Origin of the sequence: Serratia oryzae, from assembly GCF_001976145.1 — a bacterium.
Taxonomy (GTDB): Bacteria; Pseudomonadota; Gammaproteobacteria; order Enterobacterales; family Enterobacteriaceae; genus Chania; species Chania oryzae.
In genome coordinates this window covers 59,025-74,855 of record NZ_MOXD01000004.1, presented here as the reverse complement: position 1 = coordinate 74,855, position 15,831 = coordinate 59,025, and the positions used below count along the sequence as shown (strand labels likewise).

Here is a 15,831-nt window from a genome sequence, read left to right as displayed (position 1 = left end):
GTGACAAATCGGTGACATCGGGTTATTTTCTTCAATGATGGTTTTATTGCCGGAGATAGCAGCACAATGGCGGATAAGTTTCACATTTTGCTTTTGAACGGCCCCAACCTGAATCTGCTGGGGACGCGTGAGCCGGAGAAGTACGGCAGCACGACGTTACCCGAGATTGTTAACGGGTTGGAAAACCAGGCGCTGGCGCTGAATATTACCCTGAGCCATCTGCAATCCAATGCCGAATATGCGCTAATCGATCGCATTCATCAGGCTCGCGGTAATACAGATTTCATTCTGATTAACCCTGCCGCGTTCACGCATACCAGCGTGGCGCTGCGTGATGCGCTGTTGGCGGTGCAGATCCCGTTTATCGAGATCCACCTGTCCAACGTGCATGCCCGCGAACCTTTCCGCCATCACTCTTACCTCTCTGACATTGCGGTAGGCGTGATTTGCGGCCTCGGCGCGGATGGCTACACATTTGCTTTACAGGCAGCGGTTCGCCGTTTGTCAAAATCCAACTGTACCCTAAATAGTTCGAGTTGCAGGAAGGCGACGACGCAGTGAATCCTCAGGAGCTTACGGAAGTCAAGTGACTGGGGTGAGCGAGGAAAGTCAACGCACCTGCAACTTGAAGTATGACGGGTATAATTGCTACGCAAAAAAAGAGTCGGAATCACACTCATGGATATTCGTAAAATCAAGAAACTGATCGAACTGGTTGAAGAGTCAGGCATTTCTGAACTGGAAATCTCTGAAGGCGAAGAGTCAGTCCGCATCAGCCGTGCCGCTCCGGTGCAGGCTTACCCAATGATGCAACAGTACGCGATGCCAGCCCAGCAGCAACCCGCGCTGGCGGCTGCCGTTGCCCCAACTGCCGCAGAAACCCCAGCAGCACCCGCGGCCGTGAGTGGCCACATCGTTCGCTCTCCAATGGTTGGGACGTTCTACCGCACACCAAGCCCGGACGCAAAAGCCTTCGTGGAAGTGGGCCAGAAAGTGAACGCCGGCGACACCCTGTGCATCGTCGAAGCAATGAAAATGATGAACCAAATCGAAGCCGACAAATCTGGCGTGGTGAAAGCCATTCTGGTAGAAAACGGCCAGCCGGTTGAATATGACGAGCCACTGGTCGTCATCGAATAACGAGGCGCACCATGCTTGATAAAATTGTTATCGCCAACCGTGGCGAAATTGCGCTGCGTATTCTGCGAGCCTGTAAAGAGCTCGGCATCAAGACCGTGGCCGTTCACTCTGCCGCCGATCGCGATCTGAAACACGTGCTGCTGGCTGACGAAACCGTATGTATCGGCCCTGCGCCTTCGGTTAAAAGCTATCTGAACATCCCGGCCATCATCTCTGCGGCGGAAATCACCGGTGCAGTGGCGATCCACCCCGGTTACGGCTTCCTGTCCGAGAATGCCGATTTCGCCGAGCAGGTTGAACGCTCCGGCTTTATCTTCATCGGCCCGCGTGCTGAAACCATCCGCCTGATGGGTGATAAAGTTTCTGCCATCAACGCGATGAAAAAAGCCGGCGTGCCTTGCGTACCAGGTTCCGACGGCCCGCTGACCGACGACATGGATAAAAACCGTGCCTTCGCCAAGCGCATCGGTTACCCGGTGATCATCAAGGCTTCCGGCGGCGGCGGCGGCCGTGGTATGCGCGTTGTGCGCAACGACAAAGATCTTGAGCAATCCATTTCCATGACCAAAGCGGAAGCCAAAGCGGCTTTCAACAACGACATGGTTTATATGGAAAAGTACCTGGAAAACCCGCGCCACATCGAAATTCAGGTGTTGGCAGACGGCCAGGGCAACGCCATCTATCTGGCAGAACGTGACTGCTCAATGCAGCGCCGCCACCAGAAAGTGGTTGAAGAAGCGCCAGCTCCAGGGATCACCCCGGAACTGCGCCGCTACATCGGCGAGCGTTGCTCGAAAGCCTGTGTGGAGATCGGCTACCGCGGTGCAGGCACCTTTGAGTTCCTGTACGAAAACGGCGAGTTCTATTTCATTGAAATGAACACCCGTATTCAGGTAGAACACCCGGTCACAGAAATGATCACCGGCGTGGATCTGATCAAAGAGCAGTTGCGTATCGCTGCCGGTCAGCCGCTGTCGATCAAACAGGACGAAGTGAAGATCCACGGCCATGCGGTGGAATGCCGTATCAACGCCGAAGATCCGAACACCTTCCTGCCAAGCCCAGGCAAGATCACCCGTTTCCACGCGCCGGGCGGTTTCGGCGTGCGCTGGGAGTCTCATATCTACGCCGGTTATACCGTACCGCCGTATTATGATTCCATGATCGGCAAACTGATCACTTACGGTGAAAACCGTGATGTGGCGATTGCCCGCATGAAAAACGCGCTGGCTGAACTGATCATCGATGGCATCAAAACCAACGTTGAATTGCAGCAAAAGATCATGAGCGACGAGAACTTCCAGCATGGTGGCACCAACATCCACTATCTGGAAAAGAAGCTGGGTCTGCAAGAGACCTAAGCCCGCAGATTGCACGTTATCTGACCAAGGCCGATGATTCATCGGCCTTTTTCTTTATGGCTGCCACCAACTTAACGCTGGGCAAATGCCGATCTTGTCGTAAAATCCCCTCCTTTGCCAATCCATCAGCGTAAACCCCGGAGGCACGGATGGAAAAACGCTTTGTTCAAGCTCATCGCGAGGCGCGCTGGGCACTGGGCCTGACGCTGCTTTATCTGTTGGCGTGGTCACTGGCAGCCTACCTGCCGGATAGCACCGCAGGCATCACCGGCCTGCCGCACTGGTTCGAAATGGCCTGTCTGCTGGTGCCGCTGCTGTTTATCGGCCTATGCTGGCTGATGGTGCGCGGCGTCTTCCGCGATATTCCCCTGGAGGATAGCGATGCAAACTGAAGTGATCTTGCCGCTGATCGCCTATCTGTTGCTGGTGTTCGGCCTGTCGATCTATGCCTACAGCCGCCGCCAGACCGGCAACTTTCTCAGCGAATATTTCCTCGGCAACCGCTCGATGGGCGGTTTTGTGCTGGCAATGACGCTCACCGCCACCTATATCAGCGCCAGTTCATTTATCGGTGGGCCCGGTGCCGCCTATAAATATGGCCTCGGCTGGGTGCTGCTGGCGATGATCCAACTGCCCGCAGTGTGGCTTTCGCTCGGGGTACTGGGCAAAAAGTTCGCCATTCTGGCGCGGCGTTACAATGCCATCACCCTGAACGACATGCTGTTTGCTCGTTATCAAAGCCGCCTGTTGGTATGGCTGGCCAGCCTCAGCCTGCTGGTGGCCTTCCTGGGAGCCATGACGGTGCAGTTTATCGGCGGTGCGCGCCTGCTGGAGACGGCAGCCGGTATTCCCTACGATACCGGCCTGCTGATTTTTGGCATCAGCATTGCGCTGTATACCGCGTTCGGCGGCTTCCGCGCCAGCGTGCTCAACGACGCCATGCAAGGATTGGTGATGCTGCTCGGCACCGTGTTGCTGCTGGTGGCAGTGATCCACGCGGCGGGCGGCCTGCACAGCGCGGTAGAGAAACTGCAGCAGATCGACCCGGCGCTGGTGACACCACAAGGCGGCGAGCAGATCCTCAGCCTGCCGTTTATGGCTTCGTTCTGGATCCTGGTGTGCTTTGGCGTGATTGGCCTACCGCACACCGCCGTACGCTGCATCTCCTACAAAGACAGTAAAGCGTTACACCGTGGCATCATCCTCGGCACCATCGTGGTGGCGGTGCTGATGTTCGGCATGCATCTTGCCGGTGCTCTGGGCCGCGCGGTGCTCCCAGACTTGAAGATCCCCGACCAGGTGATCCCAACGCTGATGATCACCGTGCTGCCGCCTTACGCCGCCGGGATCTTCCTGGCAGCGCCGATGGCGGCGATCATGTCGACCATCAATGCCCAATTGTTGCAATCTTCCGCCACCATCATCAAAGACCTTTATCTCGGCGTGCGGCCACAGCAAATGCACAACGAGAAGATGGTCAAACGCTTCTCCAGCCTGACCACGCTGATCCTCGGCCTGCTGGTGCTGCTGGCCGCGTGGCGGCCGCCGGAAATGATTATCTGGCTGAACCTGCTGGCCTTCGGCGGCCTGGAGGCCGTGTTCCTGTGGCCGCTGGTGCTGGGCCTGTACTGGGAACGCGCCAACGCACAGGGAGCGCTTAGCTCAATGGTCACTGGTGCGTTATGCTATACGCTATTGGCCAGCTTCAAACTGCAACTGGCCGGGTTGCACCCGATTGTGCCTGCGCTGCTGCTCAGCCTGTCGACGTTTTATATCGGTAACCTGTGCGGCGAAAAGCGTCGGCTGGCGTCATCCTTACCCTCTTGAAGAGAATTGTTATGCCTTGGATCCAACTAAAACTGAACACCACCGGCAAACTGGCAGAAGACCTGAGCGATGCGCTGGTTGAGAGCGGTGCCGTGTCGGTGACCTTTCAGGACACCCACGATAACCCGGTGTTTGAACCCTTGCCGGGCGAAACACTGCTGTGGGGCGATACCGATGTGATCGGCCTGTACGACGCCGAAACCGATATGGCCGAGGTCGTTGCCATGCTGGAGCAGCATCCGTTGCTGGGTGCTGGTTTCCGCCACAAAATCGAGCAGTTGGAAGATAAAGACTGGGAGCGCGAATGGATGGATAACTTCCACCCGATGCGCTTCGGCGAGCGGCTGTGGATCTGCCCAAGCTGGCGTGACGTGCCGGATCCAGCGGCGGTTAACGTGATGCTCGATCCGGGCCTGGCATTCGGCACCGGTACTCACCCTACCACGGCGCTGTGCCTGCAATGGCTCGACGGCCTGGATCTGGCGGGCAAAACCCTTATCGACTTCGGCTGTGGCTCCGGTATTCTGGCGATTGCTGCCCTGAAACTCGGTGCCGCACGCGCTATTGGCATTGATATCGATCCCCAGGCGATTCAGGCCAGCCGCGATAATGCGCAGCGTAACGGTGTTTCTGAACGCCTAGAGCTGTATCTGCCAAAAGACCAGCCTGCCGATCTGCAGGCCGACGTGGTCGTTGCCAACATTCTGGCTGGCCCGTTGCGTGAGCTGGCACCGCTTATCGGCTGCCTGCCCAAAACCGGAGGTTATCTTGGCCTCTCCGGCGTGCTGGCGACTCAGGCCCCGAGCGTTGCCGAAGCCTATGCCGATAAATTCGCTCTCGAGCCAGTTGCCGAACGCGAAGAGTGGTGCCGTATTACCGGCCAACGCAAATAGTTACATTTTTCCCTGCCAACGAAAAACCACCGGAAATTGAATCACTTCCGGTGGTTTTGCTAATTCCTGCTCAAAATCACCGGTTTATACTGAGAAAACGCAGGCGTATTCTCCTGCGCAAGCGACGGCAACCCATTAGTTGCACGCCAAAAGCTTACCCACATTTTTGTTTTGAAAGGATTGAAAATGAAAAGAAACTTACTGCTTGCAGCAATGCTGGCTGCCAGTTTTTCGATCGGCGCTGCAGAACAACATCAGCACTGGAGCTATGAAGGGCAGGAAGATCCGGCGCACTGGGGCAAACTCTCACCAGATTTCGCACTGTGTGAAACCGGTAAGAACCAGTCACCGGTCAATATCCAGGGCGCATTGAAGACCCATCATGGCAAGCTTGAGCTGGCTTTCCTGCCGGGCAAACAGCAAATCATCAATAACGGCCACACCATTCAGGTTAACGTCAGCGAAGGCAATACCCTGCGCCTGGATAACGATACCTTCACGCTGCAACAGTTCCACTTCCATGCCCCAAGCGAGAACGAGATCGACGGCAAGCAGTTCCCACTGGAAGCGCACTTCGTCTATAAAGATAAAGATGGTGCTCTGGCCGTGCTGGCACTGATGTTCCAAGAAGGCAAAGCTAACACGCAGTTGGCGCAGGCTTGGCAGCAGATGCCCACTCAGGTTGATCAGACAGCAGTATTGAACAAGCCGGTGGATATTAAGGCGCTGTTGCCTAAGCAGTTCAACTTCTACCGCTTCAGTGGCTCACTGACCACACCACCTTGCTCTGAAGGTGTGACCTGGATGGTGCTGGATCATCCTGTCAGCGCTTCTGCTGAGCAGATCGGTCAGTTCCGTTCCGTTGTCCATCATGCCAACAATCGCCCGGTACAGCCGCTGAATGGCCGCGTTATCGTCGATTGATGTTTAAGGCATGCTCACCGCTGCCCCCTTAGGGATGGGCGGTGGGCCGCTAACACGATTCAGCCACAGCCTCTTCCACGGGAATTTTTTCCGCTTTGTCAAAGTAATACCCTGATAATTCTGCTGTATGCCTGATGCTGCATGCTTAAATTCGCATCGTTCAAAGATAATATCCTGTTGTGCCGGGAATATTTCACTGCACACAAATTAAGCACAATACGTCAAGCCATTGTTAAATAACTATAATATTATTCTAAATCGCTGTGACCCGCATTTTCATTGATAAATAGCAGCAAATTGGTCAAAGTTTGGCCTTTCATCTCAACGAAAAAATGCGTAATATACGCGCCCTTGCGGACACAGTATGGTCATTCTTTTGTCTATGCGCATTGGAAACCACCAGTTAACAAATTGCCTGATTGCGGCCCCGATGGCCGGGATCACCGATCGCCCATTCAGAACCTTATGTCATGCAATGGGGGCTGGGATGGCTGTATCCGAAATGCTCTCCTCCAATCCGGAGGTGTGGCGCACGGATAAGTCACGTCTGCGTATGGTACATAGCGATGAACCAGGGATCCGTTCCGTGCAGATTGCCGGATGTGATCCTGATGATATGGCGGCCGCGGCGCGCATTAATGTGGCCAGCGGCGCACAGATCATCGACATCAATATGGGATGCCCGGCCAAGAAAGTGAACCGGAAGCTTGCAGGGTCTGCATTATTGCAGTACCCGGATCTGGTTAAACAGATCCTCCACGCGGTGGTTAACGCGGTGGATGTGCCGGTAACGCTTAAGATTCGTACCGGCTGGGCACCAGAACACCGTAACTGTGTAGAGATTGCCCAACTGGCCGAAGACTGTGGTATACAGGCCCTGACGATTCATGGCCGAACCCGTGCCTGCCTGTTCAACGGCGACGCGGAGTACAACAGCATTCGGGCAGTTAAGCAGAGTGTTTCCATTCCGATTATCGCGAATGGTGACATTACTGACCCGCATAAAGCCAGAGCAGTGCTCGACTACACCGGGGCCGATGCCCTGATGATAGGCCGTGCTGCTCAGGGGAGACCCTGGATCTTCCGGGAAATCCAGCATTATCTGGACACAGGGGAGCTGCTACCACCGATGCCACTTGGCGAAGTGAAGCGCTTGTTGATAGAACATATTCGGGAATTGCACGGCTTTTATGGCCAAGGCAAGGGATTCCGGATTGCTCGTAAGCACGTATCCTGGTATCTCCAGGAGCATGCCCCAAATGACCAGTTTCGGCGCACATTCAACGCCATAGAGGATGCCAGCGAACAGCTGGAGGCGTTGGAGGCATATTTCGAAAATCTTAGCGTAAAAAAAGAGCTGACAGAACTATGTTCGAACAACGCGTAAATTCTGACGTACTGACCGTTTCAACCGTGAACTCACAGGATCAAGTAACCCAAAAGCCTCTGCGTGACTCGGTTAAACAAGCACTGAAGAACTATTTTGCTCAACTGAATGGTCAGGATGTTAACGACCTGTATGAGCTGGTATTGGCTGAAGTTGAACAGCCATTGTTGGACATGGTGATGCAATACACCCGTGGCAACCAGACCCGTGCAGCACTGATGATGGGTATCAACCGCGGTACACTGCGTAAGAAATTAAAAAAATACGGCATGAACTGATACTAATCAGTTAACGTATTGATAAAAGGCGCTTTTCCTCATCAGGTTAAGCGCCTTTTTCTTTATCCTTCAAATGACCGGGACTTTCGCCCCCACGCCCCGCCCTGGTTCCTCATTTCTCATCGCCAGCGCCCCTTTATGCCCCGATATTGTGTGATATAATGCGCTCTTTCCAAGAGCCCCTTCGCTGGCGAGCAGCCGTCCTTTTGAAGCCTGAAAGCAGTGCGAATTGCCCTTCGAATGTAAATATTTTGCTAATTCCACGAGTTGGCCAAACGATCATCATGACAGAGTGTCTGAGTATTGTATCGCTATCGAGTTGCTTCCTTGTGCGCTACAGGTTTCCGTCCCCCCATCGCATAATGAGTTAATAATGAAGCCCCCGCAAAAATTCCAACGTACTTTTCTGCACCCACGCTACTGGTTGACCTGGTTCGGTTTAGGTGTGCTGTTTCTGCTGGTTCAACTCCCTTACCCAGTGCTGCACAAGCTCGGCGTCTGGATGGGCCGCACTTCCATGCGTTTCCTGAAGCGCCGCGTTACCATCGCTCGCCGTAATCTTGAGCTGTGTTTCCCGGAAATGGACGCCGAACAGCGCGAACGCCAGGTCGTGGGCAATTTCGAATCCCTCGGCATGGGCCTGTTGGAAACCGGTATGGCCTGGTTCTGGCCCGACAACCGCGTAAAACGCTGGTTCAACGTGACAGGCATTCATCATCTGCAAGCAGCCCAGCAGAACAATCGTGGCGTGCTGGTGATCGGCGTGCACTTTATGTCGTTGGAACTCGGTGGCCGGGCGATGGGGTTATGTCAGCCGATGATGGCAATGTATCGCCCACACAACAATAAAGCGATGGAGTGGGCCCAAACTAAAGGCCGTATGCGCTCCAACAAAGCGATGCTGGATCGTAAAGACCTGCGCGGTATGGTGAATGCCCTGAAACGAGGTGAAGCCGTCTGGTTCGCGCCAGATCAGGATTATGGCCCACGCGGCAGCGTATTTGCCCCCCTGTTCGCTGTTGAGCAGGCTGCCACCACCAGCGGCACCTTTATGCTGGCCCGCCTGGCCAAGCCAGCTCTGCTGCCAGTAGTGCTGATTCGTCGCCCGAATGGCCGTGGTTACGAACTGCTGATCCAGCCTGCGCTGGAAGACTATCCCATCAACGATGAAATTGCCGCCGCTGCCTATATGAATAAGGTCGTGGAGCAAGAGATCATGCGCGCGCCAGAGCAATATCTGTGGCTACATCGCCGTTTCAAGACACGCCCGGCTGGGTCGCCTTCGTTGTACTGAACATCTCCTTCTGGGGCGCAGCCCGCTGTGCCCCAATCCTCCTCAGGCATTTTGTGCTCCCTATCGAAACATCCGCTGAACCGGTTTTAACTTTGCTGTAACCTCCTTTTTTACCCACACACAGGAAAAGGAAATGATGAAAACTCAGGTTCGTCTTGCTCTGGTCGGTGATTACAATCCCGAAGCGGTTGCCCACCAGGCTATCCCCGTCGCTCTTCAACTGACAGCCTCACACCTTGATATCAATATTCAGTTCCACTGGCTTGCCACGGAAACCCTTACCGCAACCGCGGTATTACAGGGTTATGATGCGATCTGGGTGGTGCCCGGCAGCCCCTATCACTATGACGATGGCGTTTTTATGGCAATCCGCTATGCCCGTGAACAGAACGTACCGTTTCTGGGATCTTGCGGTGGTTTTCAGTACGCGATTGTGGAATATGCCCGCAATGTGATGGGCTGGCACGATGCCGGGCATGCGGAAACCGATCAGGGTGGCCGTTTGGTGATCGCCCCGCTGCGTTGCTCACTGGTCGAAAAGACCGGCACCATTCGCTTCCGGCCAGAAACGCTGATCGCTCGCGCCTATGGCAAGTTGGAAACACATGAAGGTTACCACTGTAACTTTGGCGTGAACCCGGAGTTTGTTGCTGATTTGGAACAACATCCGCTGATCGTCAGCGGCCACGATACCGAAGGGGATGTACGCTCGGTAGAACTGCCGGGGCACCGCTTTTATGCCGCTACGCTGTTTCAATCGGAACGCGCGGCGCTGCGCGGTGAGCTTTCTCCGCTGGTGGTGGCACTGATTCAGGCCGCGCGCTGAGTCTTTCAGGGGGCTTAGCAGCCCCTGCGGTTACCACATCAACCGGCCAATCAGCGGGGCAGCAATCACGGTAATCACTCCCGCCAGCATCATCACCAGGCTGGAAACCACGCCTTCCTGCTGGCCAAGTTCATAGGCTCTTGCAGTACCGGCACCGTGCGATGAAGCGCCAAATCCAGCCCCCTTCGCTAAACCGCTGCGCACCGAAAGCCGCAGGAACAACACGTCCCCCACCGCCATGCCGAATACGCCGGTGATCACCACAAACAGCGCCACCAGATCTGGCTGGCCCCCCATCTGCTTTGCCGCTTCCAATGCAAACGGTGTGGTGATGGAACGCACCGCCAGGCTGCGCTGCACCTCGTCCGGCAAAGTCAGCCAACGCGCCAGCCACACCGAGCTGCAAACGGCCACGCCGACCGCCGTGAACACCCCAGCACTAAGCGAGAGCCAATGACGGCGGATGATATGCAGGTTCTCATACACCGGCACGGCAAAAGCGATGGTCGCCGGGCCAAGCAACCACAGCAGCCAGTGCGTTTCACCGATGTAATCCTGATAAGAAATGTGAGTCACCACCAGTAGCACCACCAGGATCAGCGGGGTTAATACCAACGGCATCAATAACAGCGTTCTGCGGCGGCGGTAGAGTTTTTTATTGGCAAAATAGAGCACCAAGGTAGCCACAAAACAGGCAAGGCTGAGGATCACATCATTCATGGCGCGCTTTCCGGCGTTGCAGCCAAAGCTCAAAGCGGTAGACACGATCCACCACCAGCCCGGTCGCGCCCAGCGTCAACATGGTGCTGACAGCGATCACCAGGAAAATCTTCCAGCCCTCCACCATCAGTAACTGGGCATAGTTCACCACCGCCACCACGGCAGGCACAAAGAACAACAGCATTTCGGCCAGCAACCAGCGTGCACCGGCCTTTACCCAATTCAGCGGCAGAATACGCAGCAGGATCAGTGCCAGCATCATTAACATGCCGACAATATTGGCCGGCAGCGGCAGATGGAATTGTTTTACCAGCCGATCGGCAAGCAGGAATAACAGGGCATACAGCACCACCTGAGCCGGCACCTGTAAGCGGCTCAACAACGATGGCGCAGCGCGGCGTAACGCCAGGTACATAATAGAAACCTCAAACAGAAAATCACGGCACACAGTATACGCAGTAAGGAAACTGTGCCTGAAATGAATTAAAGTCATTATCATCATGCCAAAAAGGAATGGTATCACCCTGAGGAGCACCTGAATGGATGTCCGCACCCTGCGCTATTTTGTTGAAGTGGTTCGCCAGCAAAGCTTCACCCGCGCGGCCGAGAAACTGTTCGTCACCCAACCGACCATCAGCAAAATGCTGCGCCAGTTGGAAGATGAACTGGAATGCACGCTGCTGATCCGCGAAGGGCGCAAGCTGCATCTCACCGACAGCGGGCAGGCGGTTTATCAGCGTGGGCTGGCGATTCTGGATGAATTCCGCCAGTTGGAGACGGAGCTGGAAGACATCAGCTCGGTGAAAAAAGGCGTGCTGCGGCTGGGGATCCCGCCGATGGTCGGCAGGCAGATCGCCGGGCTCATCAAGCAATTTCGCCAAACCTACCCCGGCATCGAGCTGAAGATTGCCGAGCTGGGCGGCCAGTCGGTTGAACAGGCGGTGCTGTCTGGGGAACTGGATCTGGCGATGACGATACGCCCCTCAGGCACTGAACAGCTCCTGACTTTTCTGCCGCTGCTAAGCCACCCGATGTGCGTCGTCATGCCCCGCACGGCCTACTGGCTCAACCGCACCACCGTCAATATTGGCGAACTCGCCGAGTGGCCAATCCTGATTTATAACGAGGATTTTACGCTATATAAGATGCTGATGGCCGCATTCCATCAGGCGGGTTTCGAGCCCAAGATTGCCGTGCGCAGCGGCCAGTGGGATTTTCTGGCCTCGATGGTTCAGGCGGGTATCGGCATTGCCACGTTACCCGAACCCGTGTGCCAATGGCTGGATAAAAGCAGCCTGATTTGGCTGCCGCTCGAGCCGCGTATGGAGTGGCTGGTGGGGTTGATCTGGCGCCAGGGGAGCTATCTCTCGCACAGCGCCCAGGCCTGGATCGCCTGCTGCCGCGACTACTGGCCTGTGACTTCGGGAAATTCATTGCAAAATCGCCTGCTATAATTCGGCTAATAGCTATAGAAAACAGCTAAAAATACGCTGGGTTATTCTTCCTGAACGGTTACCGGCCAGGGGCCAGCACAAAGTCAGCCTTCTCAATTATTATGCCAGATGGAAAATATATGCAGCGGAAATCCCTCCAGAATATGACTCCCGGCCTGATGAATCTGCTCGCTTATGAGCGCAGTTGGCTGAAACCGGACATTCGCGCTGGCCTTTCCGTCGCGGCAGTTGCGCTACCGGTGGCGATTGCCTATGCCGAATTGGCCGGTGTGAGCGCGATCGTCGGGCTTTACTCCTGCATTCTGCCGATGATCGCCTACGCCATCTTTGGTTCCTCACGGCAGTTGATCGTCGGCCCTGATGCGGCAACCTGTGCGGTGATCGCCGCAGTCGTGACGCCGCTGACCGCCGGTAATAGCGAACTCCACTGGCAGTTAACTATCGTGATGACTCTGATGATGGGCACATGGTGCCTGATCGCCAGCCGCTTCAGATTGGGAGCGATTGCGGATCTGCTGTCGCGCCCGATATTAAACGGGCTGCTGAACGGCGTGGCGCTGACGATCATCGTCAACCAGATCAGTAAGATACTCGGTTTCCCGTCCCCATCCAATGAACTGATTGAACGCATTCTCGCGCTACCGGAAAACTTGCTTAACAGCCATTGGCCGACGATGGGTATCTCGCTTCTGACGTTACTGATCCTGCTCGGCGTGCATTATGCCAGGCCCAATTGGCCAGCCCCGCTGTTCGCCGTAGTGTTGACGACGGCGCTGACCTGGGCAGCGAATTTGCCGCGTTTTGGCATCGAAACGGTATCGGGCTATACCGGTGGCGGCTTGCCCATGGTGTCATGGCCGGATTTTAAACCGGGGCTGCTGCGCGATCTGGTGATCCCGGCGTTAAACCTGGCAGTTGTCAGCTTTGTCAGCATGATGCTCACCGCACGCAGCTTTGCGGCCAAAAATGGCTACGAGGTGGATGCCGACAGTGAGTTTCGCGCGCTGGGGTTGGTGAATATCGTTTCCGGGCTTTCACAAGGGTTTGCTATCAGCGGTGCCAACTCCCGCACCGCCGTTAACGATGCCAACGGCGGCAAAAGCCAGTTGGTCTCGGTGATTGCCGCATTGGCGATCGCTGTAGTGGTGCTGTTCTTCAGCGAACCGCTGCAATTTATTCCTATACCCGTGCTGGGCGTGATACTGATTTACGCCTCATGGTCGCTACTGGACATGCGCAGTATTTTCCGGTTGCGCAAGCGCAATCGCCCGGCGTTCAATCTGGCGTTGTTTACTTTCCTGAGTGTGCTGCTGGTCGGGATCATTCCCGGTATCGGGCTTGCGGTTCTGCTCGGCCTGCTGCAGTTCCTGCAAACGGTGTTCCGGCCAACCGAGCAGTTGCTGGGGGTGAATGATGACGGAATGATCCATTCGATGGGGAAAGATAACGGTATTAAACCGGTCGATGGGGTGATTATGTACCGCTTTAATTCGCCCTTGACCTACTTCAACGTGGCCTATTTTAAACGGCGGATCACCAATCTGGTGGATAGCAGACCTTCCCAGCCGCGCTGGGTGGTGATTGACGCAGTAGCCAGTTTTACCCATGCGGATATCAGCGTGCTCGCCGCGATCAACGAACTGCAGCGGGAACTTAAGCTGCGTGGTATCAGCCTGGTGCTGGCGGGCCGCCGTACCGAGTTGACCCGCTGGTTCCGCCTGCATCGTTCCGGCAGCGATGAGCGCGATCTGATCCTGGTTCCCGATCTGTATCTGGCATTGAGGCTGATTCAAAGTAAAGAACTCAAGGAAGAGGGAATGAGAGACGCCGAGGCCCTGCTGAAAGGCTAGCTGCACCAAGGGCCGCGCTGCGGCCCTTGCAGTTTCTGCCTCAGCCCTCCCGCTCTACCAACAAGGCTTCCAGCAAGTCGAGGTCGTGCAGCAGTTTTTGCAGCGTCTCATTGCTGATTTTCTGTGTGGCGCGCAGGTGATAAAGCTCCCCTCGCTCAGCCCGCAATGCGGTCAGGCGGAAACGCCGCTCTAGGTTTTCCAGCGCCAGCGCGTTCTCAATGTCATCTTTATTGGCAATACGCCGCCGCAGCGCACCGATCACCCGCGAACTGACTTCTTTGAGGATCTGCGGATCAAAGTTTTCTTCGGTGTCTGCAGCCAGGCGCTCCTCCATCTTGTTGATGCTTTCGATCGCCACTTCCGCCACAAGGGCAATCGCCATGCGCTCCTCATTCTTACTGACGCTTTTATCCGCCACCTGTACGCCACGCAGCAGCCATGGCAAGACCAGCACACCGATAATCAACGACAGCAGAATCACGCCGGTGGCAATAAACACCAGTTGATAGCGAGCAGGGAAAGCGGTGCCGTCGCTCAGCAACAGCGGAATCGACAGCACACCCGCCAACGTGATCGCCCCGCGCACTCCAGCAAATGACGCCACCCACAGATCGCGCGTGCTGTAATCACCAAACTGCAACGGGCGTTTTTTCATAAAGCGCTTACTGGCGCTTTTCATCAGCCACAGCCAGGTGAAACGCAGCATCAGCAACGCGGCGTAGATAATCGCCACATCGGTGAACAGATACCAGGTCTCGATGGTCGGGTCTAACTCGGCCTGCAGAATAGAGGTCTCGATAATACCCGGCAACTGCAGCCCCAACATGATGAACACCGTGCCGTTGAACACAAACTCCAGCATGGCCCAAACGCTGTTGGCGCGCAGGCGCATCGCCAGCGGCGCGTTGCGGATCACGCCAGACTGGCTGATGGTCATCCCGGCTGCCACCGCTGCCAGGATGCCGGAAACACCGATGTGTTCGGCAATCAGATAAGAAGCGAACGGCAGCAACAGCAGAAAGACGATCTGCGTTGCCGGATCGTCACCGCTCCAGCGGCTCATCACCCGCAGCGACTTACTGTAAACCCAGGTTACCGCCACACCGGCCAGCAGGCCGCCGATCGCCACCTTCAGAAACTCCATGGTGGCACCGCCTACGGTAAACACCATGGTGCCCATGGCTACGGCGATGGCAAACTTCAGGGATACCAGGCCGGAAGCGTCGTTCATCAGCGCCTCACCTTCGAGCACACCCATGATCGACTTCGGGATCCGCCCTTTGCCGACGATCCCCCCCAGCGCTACGGCATCGGTCGGTGACAACACCGCCGCCAGCGCGAACGCCGCCACCAGCGGGATCCCTGGCACCATCAGGTAGATGAGATACCCCACCCCGACAACGGTGATCAGCACCAAAACCAGCGCTAGCCCGAGGATTTCGCGCCCATGATGCAAAAACTCGCGCAGAGGGGTTTTCCAACCGTCGGCGAACAACAGCGGAGGAATAAACAGCACCAGAAACAGTTCGGGGTCAAAGTCGACATGCAGGCCGAAATGCGGCCAGGCTAACAACGCCCCGATGACGATCTGCATGAGCGGCAGCGGCACCTGGAACGGCAACATGCGAGTCACCACCCCAGAAAGGGAAACCACCAGAATCAAAATGAGGATTGTAAAAAAGATTTCCATGCTTTCCTTATAATACCCAATGGATTTCGAGATGCAGGTAGGAGGCAACTGAACGACAAATCGGTCATGACCGATTTGAACAGCGCTTGCGCTGGCCCGCAGGGTGAGCCTCCCCGAGGCTCATAGTCCCCAGGAGCTTACACCAGTGTGAGAGAAGCCAGCCAACAACCCTGCATCTTGAAAGACG

The 15,831-nt window shown here is 55.8% G+C and carries 16 protein-coding genes; 13 read left to right on the top strand and 3 right to left on the bottom strand.

Annotation, left to right across the window (positions count from 1 at the left end; genetic code table 11):
* The first annotated feature begins 66 nt into the window (after positions 1–66).
* The 11 genes from aroQ (at position 67) to BMI79_RS08685 (ending at position 9,930) form a co-directional block, all read left to right on the top strand.
* Entirely contained in the window at positions 67–561 is a 495-nt protein-coding gene (aroQ, locus tag BMI79_RS08740) for a type II 3-dehydroquinate dehydratase (RefSeq protein ID WP_076941762.1), read from the top strand.
* A gap of 117 nt (positions 562–678) precedes the next feature.
* Positions 679–1,140 carry an acetyl-CoA carboxylase biotin carboxyl carrier protein gene (gene accB, locus BMI79_RS08730; protein ID WP_076941760.1) on the top strand — a complete coding sequence of 154 codons (462 nt, stop codon included), beginning with the start codon at positions 679–681 and terminating at the stop codon, positions 1,138–1,140.
* Between the two features lie 11 nt (positions 1,141–1,151).
* Positions 1,152–2,501 carry an acetyl-CoA carboxylase biotin carboxylase subunit gene (accC, locus tag BMI79_RS08725; RefSeq protein ID WP_076941759.1) on the top strand — a complete coding sequence of 450 codons (1,350 nt, stop codon included), beginning with the start codon at positions 1,152–1,154 and terminating at the stop codon, positions 2,499–2,501.
* Positions 2,502–2,650: 149 nt separating this feature from the next.
* Positions 2,651–2,893: a YhdT family protein gene (locus tag BMI79_RS08720; protein WP_076941758.1), complete on the top strand. Its 243-nt coding sequence runs from the start codon at positions 2,651–2,653 to the stop codon at positions 2,891–2,893.
* Positions 2,883–4,328 (top strand): sodium/pantothenate symporter, encoded by a 1,446-nt coding sequence (panF, locus tag BMI79_RS08715; protein ID WP_076941757.1) that lies wholly within the window; start codon positions 2,883–2,885, stop codon positions 4,326–4,328. The genes BMI79_RS08720 and panF overlap by 11 nt, the downstream gene beginning before the upstream one ends.
* 11 nt (positions 4,329–4,339) lie before the next feature.
* Positions 4,340–5,221, top strand: a complete 882-nt coding sequence (gene prmA, locus BMI79_RS08710; protein ID WP_076941756.1) for a 50S ribosomal protein L11 methyltransferase — start codon at positions 4,340–4,342, stop codon at positions 5,219–5,221.
* 186 nt (positions 5,222–5,407) lie between these two features.
* The gene (locus tag BMI79_RS08705) at positions 5,408–6,145 is read left to right on the top strand and encodes a carbonic anhydrase (protein ID WP_076941755.1); all 738 of its coding nucleotides are present in this window, start codon (positions 5,408–5,410) and stop codon (positions 6,143–6,145) included.
* A gap of 382 nt (positions 6,146–6,527) precedes the next feature.
* On the top strand, positions 6,528–7,532 hold the full coding sequence (dusB, locus tag BMI79_RS08700; RefSeq protein WP_076942057.1) for a tRNA dihydrouridine synthase DusB: 1,005 nt from the start codon (positions 6,528–6,530) through the stop codon (positions 7,530–7,532).
* A complete protein-coding gene (gene fis / locus BMI79_RS08695) occupies positions 7,514–7,810 on the top strand; it encodes a DNA-binding transcriptional regulator Fis (RefSeq protein WP_000462905.1) in 297 nt (98 codons plus the stop codon). The genes dusB and fis overlap by 19 nt, the downstream gene beginning before the upstream one ends.
* A 373-nt stretch (positions 7,811–8,183) precedes the next feature.
* The gene (gene lpxP, locus BMI79_RS08690; protein WP_076941754.1) at positions 8,184–9,104 is read left to right on the top strand and encodes a kdo(2)-lipid IV(A) palmitoleoyltransferase; all 921 of its coding nucleotides are present in this window, start codon (positions 8,184–8,186) and stop codon (positions 9,102–9,104) included.
* Positions 9,105–9,237: 133 nt separating this feature from the next.
* Positions 9,238–9,930, top strand: a complete 693-nt coding sequence (locus tag BMI79_RS08685) for a CTP synthase C-terminal region-related (seleno)protein (protein WP_425272347.1) — start codon at positions 9,238–9,240, stop codon at positions 9,928–9,930.
* Between the two features lie 30 nt (positions 9,931–9,960).
* Here BMI79_RS08685 and BMI79_RS08680 read toward each other — a convergent pair whose 3' ends face one another.
* Both BMI79_RS08680 and BMI79_RS08675 read right to left on the bottom strand, forming a co-directional pair.
* On the bottom strand, positions 9,961–10,650 hold the full coding sequence (locus BMI79_RS08680) for an LrgB family protein (protein WP_076941753.1): 690 nt from the start codon (positions 10,648–10,650) through the stop codon (positions 9,961–9,963).
* Complete coding sequence (locus BMI79_RS08675) at positions 10,643–11,065, bottom strand: CidA/LrgA family protein (protein ID WP_076942055.1); 423 nt, start codon at positions 11,063–11,065, stop codon at positions 10,643–10,645. The genes BMI79_RS08680 and BMI79_RS08675 overlap by 8 nt, the downstream gene beginning before the upstream one ends.
* Before the next feature lie 124 nt (positions 11,066–11,189).
* Here BMI79_RS08675 and BMI79_RS08670 point away from each other — a divergent pair, with 124 nt between their 5' ends.
* A complete protein-coding gene (locus BMI79_RS08670; RefSeq protein WP_076941752.1) occupies positions 11,190–12,104 on the top strand; it encodes a LysR family transcriptional regulator in 915 nt (304 codons plus the stop codon).
* Positions 12,105–12,223: 119 nt separating this feature from the next.
* A complete protein-coding gene (locus tag BMI79_RS08665) occupies positions 12,224–13,954 on the top strand; it encodes a SulP family inorganic anion transporter (protein ID WP_076941751.1) in 1,731 nt (576 codons plus the stop codon).
* A gap of 40 nt (positions 13,955–13,994) precedes the next feature.
* On the opposite strand, the gene BMI79_RS08660 is transcribed toward BMI79_RS08665, so the two are convergent.
* Positions 13,995–15,644: a Na+/H+ antiporter gene (locus BMI79_RS08660; RefSeq protein WP_076941750.1), complete on the bottom strand. Its 1,650-nt coding sequence runs from the start codon at positions 15,642–15,644 to the stop codon at positions 13,995–13,997.
* Positions 15,645–15,831: the final 187 nt, after the last annotated feature.

Excerpts from the sequence above, each read along its gene's own strand:
- BMI79_RS08670 (WP_076941752.1), top strand. The coding sequence starts at position 11,190 with ATGGATGTCCGCACCCTGCGCTATTTTGTTGAAGTGGTTCGCCAGCAA.
- BMI79_RS08720 (WP_076941758.1), top strand. The coding sequence starts at position 2,651 with ATGGAAAAACGCTTTGTTCAAGCTCATCGCGAGGCGCGCTGGGCACTG.
- BMI79_RS08665 (WP_076941751.1), top strand. The coding sequence starts at position 12,224 with ATGCAGCGGAAATCCCTCCAGAATATGACTCCCGGCCTGATGAATCTG.
- BMI79_RS08705 (WP_076941755.1), top strand. The coding sequence starts at position 5,408 with ATGAAAAGAAACTTACTGCTTGCAGCAATGCTGGCTGCCAGTTTTTCG.
- BMI79_RS08660 (WP_076941750.1), bottom strand. The coding sequence starts at position 15,644 with ATGGAAATCTTTTTTACAATCCTCATTTTGATTCTGGTGGTTTCCCTT.
- accB (WP_076941760.1), top strand. The coding sequence starts at position 679 with ATGGATATTCGTAAAATCAAGAAACTGATCGAACTGGTTGAAGAGTCA.
- accC (WP_076941759.1), top strand. The coding sequence starts at position 1,152 with ATGCTTGATAAAATTGTTATCGCCAACCGTGGCGAAATTGCGCTGCGT.
- lpxP (WP_076941754.1), top strand. The coding sequence starts at position 8,184 with ATGAAGCCCCCGCAAAAATTCCAACGTACTTTTCTGCACCCACGCTAC.
- BMI79_RS08680 (WP_076941753.1), bottom strand. The coding sequence starts at position 10,650 with ATGAATGATGTGATCCTCAGCCTTGCCTGTTTTGTGGCTACCTTGGTG.
- fis (WP_000462905.1), top strand. The coding sequence starts at position 7,514 with ATGTTCGAACAACGCGTAAATTCTGACGTACTGACCGTTTCAACCGTG.
- prmA (WP_076941756.1), top strand. The coding sequence starts at position 4,340 with ATGCCTTGGATCCAACTAAAACTGAACACCACCGGCAAACTGGCAGAA.
- dusB (WP_076942057.1), top strand. The coding sequence starts at position 6,528 with ATGCGCATTGGAAACCACCAGTTAACAAATTGCCTGATTGCGGCCCCG.
- BMI79_RS08675 (WP_076942055.1), bottom strand. The coding sequence starts at position 11,065 with ATGTACCTGGCGTTACGCCGCGCTGCGCCATCGTTGTTGAGCCGCTTA.
- BMI79_RS08685 (WP_425272347.1), top strand. The coding sequence starts at position 9,238 with ATGATGAAAACTCAGGTTCGTCTTGCTCTGGTCGGTGATTACAATCCC.
- aroQ (WP_076941762.1), top strand. The coding sequence starts at position 67 with ATGGCGGATAAGTTTCACATTTTGCTTTTGAACGGCCCCAACCTGAAT.
- panF (WP_076941757.1), top strand. The coding sequence starts at position 2,883 with ATGCAAACTGAAGTGATCTTGCCGCTGATCGCCTATCTGTTGCTGGTG.